The organism is Pseudomonas triticifolii (assembly GCF_014358015.1).
GTDB classification, from domain to species: domain Bacteria; phylum Pseudomonadota; class Gammaproteobacteria; order Pseudomonadales; family Pseudomonadaceae; genus Aquipseudomonas; species Aquipseudomonas triticifolii.
In genome coordinates, this window is the sequence record NZ_JACONV010000033.1 from 21,025 (window position 1) to 31,036 (window position 10,012).

The window sequence follows — 10,012 nt, forward strand, 5'->3', positions numbered from 1 at the left end:
TGTTGGCACCCTGAACAAAAGGGCTGTCCACTGCGGTGGACGGCCCTTTTTATTTGTTTTGTTGAAAAATCCTACGAAAAAACTCACATGTGATACATATCCAGCTATGAAAACATCTGATACGTTAGGTGCCTGATACACGGCCACATGCAAGAGGAAGCGCCAATGCCTCGTAAACCCCAAGGCGATAACGCAACCGTCCCGGCCAAGGCACCGAAGAGCTCCACCGATTACATGCGTGAAATGCGTCTACGACTCAAGGACGCCGGGCTGGTCAAGCGAGAGTTCTGGATACGGCCCGAGAATGTCGATGCCCTGCGGGGGATCGAGAAAGCGTTAAGGCAGCCCTTTCTGGGTGACAGGATCAAACTGGAGGATTTCATGACCGAGAACACCAACTGGACGATCAGCTCTCTGCAAAAGGCCCTGGCCGAACTGGATCTGGTCACTGAGGGCAAGATCGAAATGGGCGTGCTCGCGGGAGACACGGCTGGCATCAAGCTGACCATGGCCGATTTCGGTGATCTGCCGATCTACATCGCGGTCGAGGGCGATCAGATTCTGGCCGACGCAACCCTGATCGAGGTGAACAAGATCAAGGACGTGGCCGCCTTCAACAGTGAAGTGTTGCGCAGTCGTGATCTGTTTCCCCTGTCGTCGGTGGGGATCGAAAAGCTGGCAGACGGTCAGGAGGTCTATTGCCTGTTTGGTGCCTTGAGCGCTGCTTCCTCCCTGACCGTCATCGTTCAGGAAATTCTCACCCTCGCGGATAACGTGATCCGTGCGGCCGACGCCTTCGAAGATCATTTCATTTACTGATCACTCCTGTCTGGAGCAACGCATTCATGACAACAAGCATCTGGAAAAAACTGGTTACCGCCGTTCGTGGCGGTGCTTCCGAAGTGGGCGAGTCGATTGCCGACGCCAACGCCATCCGTATTCTGGATCAGGAGATCCGCGACGCCGACAATGCCCTGATCAAGGCTCGAGACGGCCTGATCACCATCAAGGCCAAGCACAAGCTGTCGGCCCAGCGCCTTGAAGAACACGCCACCAGCATCGCCAACTGGGAAGGCCGCGCCATGCAGGCCCTGAACAAGGGCGAAGAAGCGCTGGCCGTGGAATGCGCGACCAAGATTGCCGAGATCGAAGCCCTGCGCGATCAGGAGAAGGAGCTGGCTGACCAGTTCAGCAAGCAGATCAGTCTGCTGCAGGATCAGGTCATCAAGGCCGAGTCGCGCATCAAGAGCCTCAAGCAGCAGGTCGAAATGGCCAAAGCGCGCGAAACCGTACAAAAGGCCCGCGTCGCAACAGCCACCGCTACCGGCGGTGCGAGCGGCGCGGTCGAGACTGCAGTCGGTTCGCTGGCGCGACTCAAACAGCGTCAGGACGAGCAGGATGCCAAGCTGGAAGCCGCCGAAGAACTGGCCAGCCAGTCGAGCGGTAGCGATCTGGAACGTCGCCTTCAGGACGCCGGGATTGGCGCCAAAAGCGGTGGTGCAGAGGATGTGCTGGCGCGCCTGAAAGCCAAAAGCCAGACGCCTGCACCGTAAGCAATTCAAGAAGACGGGCGAGGGCGTAAATGAGTTTCTCGACACGATTGCAGGTCGTCCTCGCGCTGTCGCTGCTGCTGGTTGCGGTGCAGGTGGTCAATTCGTTCACCGCTGGCAGCCTGATCGGGTACGGCATCATCCCGCGTACAGTTTCAGGCTTGCAGGGCATTGTGTTTGCGCCCTTTATCCATGCTTCGTTTCAGCACTTGCTCGGCAATCTGTTGCCCTTCATGATCCTGAGCTGGCTGGTTGCAACGGAGGGCGTTAGGCGCTTCGCGTGGGTGGCAGGGCTGATTTGCCTGCTGGGCGGATTGTTGGTCTGGTTGTTCGCACGCACCAGCATTCATGTCGGTGCGAGCGGCTTGATCTTCGGCCTGTGGACCTATCTACTGGCGCGGGCGTGGTATCAGCGCAGTCTGATGAGCCTGCTGCTGGCGATGATTGCATTGGTGGGCTACAGCGGGCTGATCTACGGGTTTATTCCGGTGGCCGGTGTTTCATTTGAATCACATCTGGCCGGTGCAGTTGCCGGCATAGGCGTTGCCCGGCTGATGCACGCCAGGACGTTGCCGGCTGAAGTTGCCTGACCGACAGGGTGGCAGGGTATTGCGGGGAAGCGCGGGTCGTCATCGGCTCGTCAGGAAATGCAATCTGACTCAAGGATTTGAACGGATGACCCTGTTGCTGTTGGTTCGGCGTCATACCTCGGCGTTCTTCGAACGGTTCGGTTGGGCAGGCATTGGCTTGTTGCTGCTCACCCATTACATCGTGTCCTGGCTGTTGTTGAGTCTGGCGGGCGAGGAACACCTTGTTCAGGGTGTCGATTTCACTTATTTCTACCTCACCACCGCCACCACTGTGGGTTACGGCGACCTGTCGCCCAAATCCGGCTGGGGCAAGATCATTACGACCACCTGGATCATGCTGGGCGGTATCGCCTTGCTGACCACGGTCATTGGCAAGGCGTCGACATCGGTCGGTGAAATCTGGAGACGGAACATGAAAGGACAGGGCGACTGTTCGACACTCACCGGCCATACCGTGCTCATCGGCTGGGACGGTGAAACCAGTGAGCGCATTGTCGAACTGCTCAATCAGGACTCGGCCACCCAAGGCACGGGCCTGGTGATCTGCGATTCACTGATTGTCGAAAACCCGATGCCGGGTCGCGCCTCGTTCATCAAGGGCGACTCGCTGGATTCGCCTGCGCTGCTGTTGCGTGCCGGGGTCATCGGTGCGCAGCGCATTCTGGTGCACACTCAGTCCGACAGCTTGTCCCTGGCGATTGTCCTGACGCTCAAGAATCTTGGGCCGACCGGCCATGTCGTCGCGCACTTCAACAACTCCGAGCGGGCTGCGCTGGCCAGAACCTACGCGCCCGAACTGGAATGCACCTCGGACATGGCGATCGAAATGCTGGTTCGTTCCTCTCAGGATCCGGGCTCAAGCTCGGTCATCACCGAACTGCTGTGCATCGGGCAGGGCGCTACCCAGTTCCGCCATGTGCTGCCGTCCGACTACACATCCTCCTGTGGCGAGTTGTATATGCGCCTGCGGCAGGACTTCAACGCCACGCTGATCGGCTATCGCGCCTCCTCAATGGCGCAATTTCAGATCAACCCCGCCAATGATGTTGCCATTGTGGGCGGGGAAATCTTCTACATCGCCTCCAGCCGCCTTCGAGGAAATGCGTTATGAACTGGTTTAAACGTGCCATGGGGCTGGAAGCGCCCAAGGGCCCGACTCAAGGCACCCCTGCCACCGGTTCGTCTGGTGCATTGGGCCTGGCCTCCGGCCGCATGCTGTGTCTGGACACCTCGCTGAAGATGCTGCTTGAAGGTCATTCCTATGTGGTCGTGCCGGGAGATGAAAAGGTCTGGGCCGTCGGCCGGATCGACCTTGGGCAATCGCTGACCCTGCAGCGGTTCTATCTGGATGACGAGGATTACTTCCTGCAAGTGGTCTCCAATGGCCCGAACGCCGAGGATATTCAGGACATCATCCTGTTCGGCTATTACAGTGCCGCGCCGATCACCAGCAAGGACGAGCTGCTGCGTCTGACCGGTCCTGGCTCGAAGATCGGCCTGCCGACCTACGAACACGAAGGTGAAGTGTTCGAACGGCAATGGGGGACCGAAACCGGACAGACTGAACTGACGCCTCTGGACGAAGACATCGTAAGCCCTGACGGTGCCTACCGCGTCAAACACCTGAGCATGCTGTACGCCCGTGAAACAGGCCTGATCAACCGTCGCGAGTTTCTGCTTTTCTCGGTCGAAGAAGACGAAGAGGGGGCGATTACCCTGACCACGGCGGTTGGCGTCACGCTGCAATCCACTGATATCAACGTTCTATGACAAGGAAATCCTCATGATCGACGCGCTTCGTATGTCGCTCAACGCCACCGCGGTGTTTGGTTTTGTGATGTACATTCTGGTGGCGGCCATCCTGTTCGCCCTGTTCCAGTTCATCTACAGCCGCGTCACGCCGCACAAGGAGTTCGCGCTGATCCGCGAGAACAATAGCGCTGCTGCGCTGGCTCTGGGCGGTTCGCTGATCGGTTTCGCGCTGCCGGCCAGCAATATCATCACCTACAGCATCGGCATTCTGGACGTCATCGTCTGGGTGGTGATTGCGGCCGTGGTGCAGCTGGCGGCCTTCGGCGTGACCAGCCTGGTGCTCAAAGGTCTCTCGACCCGTATCGCCAAGGGTGAAATGGCGGCTGCCATCTATTCGGCCAGCGTCGCGATCAGCGTCGGTCTTCTCAACGCGGCCTGCATGACCCCTTCGGTCTGACAGCGGCGACGGTCAAGGAGACTCACGATGAGACGCAGTTCAGTAAAACTGGTGCTTGCCAGCACGCTTCCACTGGCCCTTGCCGGCTGTGGTTCCAGCGACGAGCCCAACTTCAAGGCCCAGGCCAACTTCAAGTCCGTGCAGGAGTGTACCGAGGCCAAGGTTCCGGTGGATGTGTGCTCGGATGCCTACATGCAGGCGCTGTCCGATCACCGACGCATCGCGCCCATCTATGATGACAAGGCCTCTTGCGATGCCGACTTCGTCCCGGACTACTGCCAGGTCACGTCTGACGGCAAGTACATGCCGAAGCTGGGCGGTTTCGAGCTGGGGTTCGAAGGCAATGTGCCCAAGTCGGCGCTGGACCGGGCCAATCAGGAAGTGGCCCAGGCAGCACCTGCCGGCATGAGCGGTACCAGCGGCCTGCTGACCGGTCTGTTGATCGGCAACCTGATGAGCAACGGGTTCGGCAACAATCGTTACTACTCCCAGCCGATCTACCAGACGCGCGATGACCGCAATTCCGGCGGCGGGACGTTTGGGTATTACGGTTCCACATTGTCCAGTCAGATGGACCGCGGCAAGACCTTCGGCAACTCGAACCAGGCCCGCTCCAACGCCGGCAGTTACAACAAGAACACACTGGGACGCAGCCTGGGCAGTTCAGGTTCCGGTTCCGGCTCGTCGGTTTCCTCGACGATCTCGCGGGGCGGTTTCGGCAGTCAGGCATCCGCGCGCAGCGGCTGGAGCGGCAAGAGCAGCAGCGGTAGCAGTTTCGGAGGCTAAGGGATCCGCCCCATGAAAAAGATCAGTATCGAAGAGCGGCCGCACTGGCAGGCCACCGTCGAGCGGGAGGGATTCAACTTCCACACCATCGACGGTGAACGCTACTGGGATGAGCGCGGGTATTACCTGTTCACTGAACAGCAGATTACCCGCGATCTGGAAGCACCGACCCAGGAGCTGCACCAGATGTGCATGGACGCCGTAGGGCGGATCGTGGACAGCGAGGCACTGCTCGAACAGCTTGCCATTCCCGAGGCCTTTTTCGACCTGATCCGTACATCATGGAAGGAGGGGCATCCGCATCTCTACGCACGCTTCGACTTCGCCTACGACGGCACGGGCCCGGCCAAGATGTATGAAATCAACGCCGACACGCCGACCAGCCTCATGGAGGCCGGGGCTGTGCAGTTGCTCTGGCTTGAGGAGCAGATGGCGCGTGGCGTGCTGCCCGCTCATGCCACGCAGTTCAATTCCATCGCCGAGGATCTTGTGCGGGCCTTCGCCGAATTTCCTCGTCCGGGTCCGTTTCATTTCTCCTGCATGTCCGGGTCGGTGGAGGATCGGGGCACCACCGATTTTCTGCGCCGGATGGCGGCCCATGTTGGCATCAACGCCAGGCATATCGACATCGAGGACATCGGGCTGACCGCAGACGGCCGCTTCGTCGACCTGGAAGGCCAACAGATCGAGCGTCTGTTCAAGCTGCATGCCTGGGAGCACATCTTTCATGAGTCGTTTGGTAAGCACGTGGCGGCCAGCGGCACCCAGTTCGTGGAGCCTGCCTGGAAATCGATCCTCAGCAACAAGGGCATTCTGCCGCTGCTGTGGCAATTCAACGAAGGCCACCCCAACCTGCTGGCGTCCCATGTCGATCACCATCCTCGGCAACCCGTGCCCAAGGGGTGGGTGCGCAAGCCTTACTTTTCCCGCGAAGGCGCCAACATCGAGATGCGCACCCCTGGCGATCAGGTGATTGCGGTGGACGGCCCCTATACCGACGCGCCTTACATTCTTCAGGCGTACTCGCCGCTGCCGCGCTTTGACGACAGCTACACGTTGATCGGCTCCTGGGTGATCGGAGATCTGGCCTCGGGGATCGGCATTCGTGAAGATGACAGTCTCATCACCAAGGACACCAGCCGCTTCCTGCCGCACGTCGTCATCGACTGAGCACAAGCAGGCCGTCTGTATCAGGCTCGCTGATAGCGCATCAATCACACTCAGTGCGCTTAACAAAAGATAACGACATGTCGATTGTCAGGCATTTGCAAAACTGCCTAGGATGGCGTGGCTTCCAGAAAGGTACGGCCAGAGCGCTCGCGAGCGTCTGGACGGTACGAACGGGTCGATCCAGGGCCTGAATAACAATAAGAGGGGAGAGTCCATGAGTGAGCCTGTCTACCGGCGCACCCGATCACGTGCGGGCATGTCCCTGGCAATGCTGCTGTTCTGCTTGGCGGCTCCGGCAATGGCTGCGTCCGATCCGGCAGCAGCGCCGGCTGCCGACACCAATACGAATGCCGATACCAGCGCCGTTTACGCCATCGAGTCGGCCAAGGCCTCGCGCGGTCTGCTGCTGGACGTTGCTCATGCGGGCGCGCGACTGGTCGCTGTCGGCGACCACGGTCATATCCTGTATTCCGACGATCAGGGCAAGAGCTGGGTCCAGGCGCGCGTCCCGACTCGCCAATTGCTGACCGCGGTTTATTTTGTCGACGAGCAACACGGCTGGGCCGTAGGCCACGATGCGCAGATTCTGAGCAGCAGCGACGGCGGCAAGACCTGGAACAAGCAGTTCGAGGACCTGGCGCGCGAGGCTCCGTTGCTGGATGTCTGGTTCAAGGATCTGCAAAACGGCTTTGCCATCGGTGCCTATGGTGCCTTGTTGACCACCACGGATGGCGGACAGCACTGGGAAGACGTCAGTGATCGCCTGGATAACGAAGATCAGTACCACCTCAACGGCATCACACAGGTCAGGGACGCAGGGCTGTTCATCGTCGGTGAGGCTGGCAGTATGTTTCGCTCCCGCGACGAGGGGCAGACCTGGGAAAAACTTGAAGGCCCTTATCAAGGTTCGTTGTTCGGGGTGATCGGCACGGCCAGTCCTTCGACGCTTCTGGCCTATGGCTTGCGCGGAAACCTGTTTCGCTCCAGCGATTTCGGCGACAGCTGGCAGCCGATCGAGCTGCAAGGTGCGCGTGGACCGCTGGAGTTCGGTCTTGCCAGCGCGTCGCTGCTGGCCGACGGTTCACTGGTGCTGGTCGGCAACGGCGGCAGCGTGATGCGCAGCAGCGATGACGGCGAAACGTTTCAGGTTTTCAACCGCCCCGACCGTATTTCGCTGGCGGGCGTGACCTCCAATCTTCAAGGCAATCTGATTCTGGTAGGTCAAGGAGGCGTACGCGTCACCTCGCCAACGGGCGCCGAGACGACCCAACAATAAGACCTTTCAGGGCGGGGACATTCAGGCATGACCAATCTTCAACACACTCAGCACTCCGGCGGAAAAGAGACCTTTCTCGAACGCCTGATCTTCAACAACCGCCCGGCCGTGATCATTCTGTGTCTGCTGACCAGTATTTTTCTGTTCTGGCAGGCCACTCAGGTTCGCCCGTCCACCAGCTTCGAAAAAATGATCCCGCTGTCCCATCCGTTCATTCAGAACATGATGGAGCACCGTAACGAGCTGGCAAACCTGGGCAACACCGTGCGTATCTCGGTGGAAGCCAAAGACGGCGACATCTTCTCCAAGCAGTACATGGAAACGCTGCGCCAGATCAGTGACGAGGTGTTCTACATCCCCGGCGTTGATCGCTCTGGCCTTAAATCGCTGTGGAGTCCCAGCGTGCGCTGGACCGAAGTGACTGAGGAGGGCTTTGCGGGGGGCGAGGTCATTCCACAAAGTTACAACGGTTCCGAAGGCAGTCTGGATCTTCTGCGTAACAACGTGCTCAAGTCCGGACAGGTCGGGCGGCTGGTCGCCAACGACTTCAAATCGAGCATCATCGATGTGCCGTTGCAGGAGTCCTACCCGGACCCGGCCGATCAAGGCAAGTTGCTGGCGCTGGACTATCAGCAGTTCTCGCACCAGCTTGAAGAAAAGATTCGCGACAAATACGAAGCGCAGAACCCCAACATCAAGATTCACATTGTCGGTTTCGCCAAGAAGGTTGGCGACCTGATCGACGGTCTGTTCATGGTGGTGATGTTCTTCGGCATTGCCTTTCTGATCACGCTGGTACTGCTGATCTGGTTCACACGCTGCATCCGCAGCACCATCGCTGTGCTGATCACCACCTTGATCGCCGTTATCTGGCAACTGGGGTTGATGCATGTGGTGGGGTTCGGCATCGATCCTTACTCGATGCTGGTGCCGTTTCTGATCTTTGCCATCGGCATTTCCCACGGCGTACAGAAGATCAACGGGATCGCGTTGCAATCCAGTGATGCGGAGAACGCATTGATGGCGGCGCGGCGTACGTTCCGCCAATTGTTCCTGCCCGGTATGATCGCGATTCTGGCTGACGCCGTGGGTTTCATCACGCTGCTGATCATCGACATCGGCGTGATTCGCGAGCTGGCCATCGGTGCGTCGATCGGTGTGGCAGTGATCGTGTTCACCAACCTCATTCTGTTGCCGGTGGCGATTTCCTACGCAGGTATCAGCAAACGGGCAATCAATCGCAGCAAGCAGGATGCGGTGTCCGAGCATCCGTTCTGGCGACTGCTGTCCAACTTCGCCAGCGCAAAAGTTGCCCCGGTTTCCATCGTGCTGGCGCTGCTGGCCTTCGGTGGTGGCCTCTGGTACAGCCAGAACCTGAAGATCGGCGATCTGGATCAGGGCGCGCCGGAGCTGCGTCCCGATTCACGTTACAACAAGGACAATGCGTTCATCATCAATCATTACTCCACCAGCTCTGATGTCCTGGTGGTGATGGTCAAGACGCCGCCCGAGGGCTGCTCGGCCTATCCAACCATGGCGGCGATCAACGAACTGGCCTGGAAGATGGAGAACACCCAGGGCGTGCAGTCGGCGATTTCGTTGGTGACGGTTTCCAAGCAGGTCATCAAGGGCATGAACGAGGGCAACCTGAAATGGGAAACCCTGTCACGCAACAAGGACGTGCTCAACAACTCCATCGCCCGTGCCGATGGCCTGTACAACAACACCTGCTCGCTGGCACCGTTGCTGGTTTTTCTCAACGATCACAAGGCTGAAACCCTTGATCGCGCAGTGCATGCGGTGCAGGACTTCGCCAAGGAAAACAACCGCCCTGACATGCAGTTCCTGCTGGCGGCCGGTAACGCCGGTATCGAAGCGGCCACCAACGAGGTGATCAAGAAGTCCGAATTGACCATCCTGGTGCTGGTCTACATCTGCGTGGCGGCCATGTGCATGATCACCTTCCGTTCCTGGGCGGCGACGCTGTGCATTGTCCTGCCGCTGGTCCTGACTTCGGTGCTGGGTAATGCGCTGATGGCGTTCATGGGCATCGGCGTGAAAGTTGCGACCTTGCCAGTGGTGGCGCTGGGTGTGGGGATCGGGGTCGATTACGGTATCTACATCTATAGCCGTCTGGAGAGTTTCCTGCGCGCAGGCCTGCCGTTGCAGGAAGCCTATTACGAAACCCTGAAGTCCACGGGCAAGGCTGTGCTGTTTACCGGTCTGTGCCTGGCGATTGGCGTGTGCACCTGGATTTTCTCGGCGATCAAGTTCCAGGCGGACATGGGGCTGATGCTGACCTTCATGCTGCTGTGGAACATGTTCGGCGCACTGTGGCTGTTGCCAGCACTGGCGCGGTTCCTGATCAAGCCGGAGAAAATGGCGGGGAAGGTGGGCAATTCACTGTTTTCCCATTGATACGCAGCGTTAT

The 10,012-nt window shown here is 59.0% G+C and carries 10 protein-coding genes; all 10 read left to right on the forward strand.

Annotation, left to right across the window (positions count from 1 at the left end; genetic code table 11):
* The first annotated feature begins 165 nt into the window (after window positions 1-165).
* Window positions 166-819, forward strand: coding sequence for a YjfI family protein (locus H8S56_RS23560; protein WP_024687811.1), 654 nt, complete (start codon window positions 166-168; stop codon window positions 817-819).
* 26 nt (window positions 820-845) lie between these two features.
* The gene (locus tag H8S56_RS23565; RefSeq protein ID WP_024687812.1) at window positions 846-1,553 is read left to right on the forward strand and encodes a PspA/IM30 family protein; all 708 of its coding nucleotides are present in this window, start codon (window positions 846-848) and stop codon (window positions 1,551-1,553) included.
* Between the two features lie 29 nt (window positions 1,554-1,582).
* Window positions 1,583-2,140: a rhomboid family intramembrane serine protease gene (locus tag H8S56_RS23570; RefSeq protein WP_024687813.1), complete on the forward strand. Its 558-nt coding sequence runs from the start codon at window positions 1,583-1,585 to the stop codon at window positions 2,138-2,140.
* A gap of 85 nt (window positions 2,141-2,225) precedes the next feature.
* Complete coding sequence (locus tag H8S56_RS23575) at window positions 2,226-3,251, forward strand: ion channel (protein ID WP_024687814.1); 1,026 nt, start codon at window positions 2,226-2,228, stop codon at window positions 3,249-3,251.
* The gene (locus H8S56_RS23580) at window positions 3,248-3,910 is read left to right on the forward strand and encodes a YjfK family protein (RefSeq protein WP_187519934.1); all 663 of its coding nucleotides are present in this window, start codon (window positions 3,248-3,250) and stop codon (window positions 3,908-3,910) included. The genes H8S56_RS23575 and H8S56_RS23580 overlap by 4 nt, the downstream gene beginning before the upstream one ends.
* Window positions 3,911-3,923: 13 nt before the next feature.
* A complete protein-coding gene (locus H8S56_RS23585; RefSeq protein WP_024687816.1) occupies window positions 3,924-4,349 on the forward strand; it encodes a DUF350 domain-containing protein in 426 nt (141 codons plus the stop codon).
* 27 nt (window positions 4,350-4,376) lie between these two features.
* On the forward strand, window positions 4,377-5,135 hold the full coding sequence (locus H8S56_RS23590; RefSeq protein ID WP_024687817.1) for a DUF1190 domain-containing protein: 759 nt from the start codon (window positions 4,377-4,379) through the stop codon (window positions 5,133-5,135).
* A 12-nt stretch (window positions 5,136-5,147) separates the two neighbouring features.
* The gene (locus H8S56_RS23595) at window positions 5,148-6,305 is read left to right on the forward strand and encodes a glutathionylspermidine synthase family protein (protein WP_024687818.1); all 1,158 of its coding nucleotides are present in this window, start codon (window positions 5,148-5,150) and stop codon (window positions 6,303-6,305) included.
* A gap of 214 nt (window positions 6,306-6,519) precedes the next feature.
* On the forward strand, window positions 6,520-7,581 hold the full coding sequence (locus H8S56_RS23600; protein ID WP_080266098.1) for a YCF48-related protein: 1,062 nt from the start codon (window positions 6,520-6,522) through the stop codon (window positions 7,579-7,581).
* Window positions 7,582-7,608: 27 nt separating this feature from the next.
* Window positions 7,609-9,999 (forward strand): efflux RND transporter permease subunit, encoded by a 2,391-nt coding sequence (locus H8S56_RS23605; protein WP_024687820.1) that lies wholly within the window; start codon window positions 7,609-7,611, stop codon window positions 9,997-9,999.
* The last annotated feature ends 13 nt before the right edge of the window (window positions 10,000-10,012 follow it).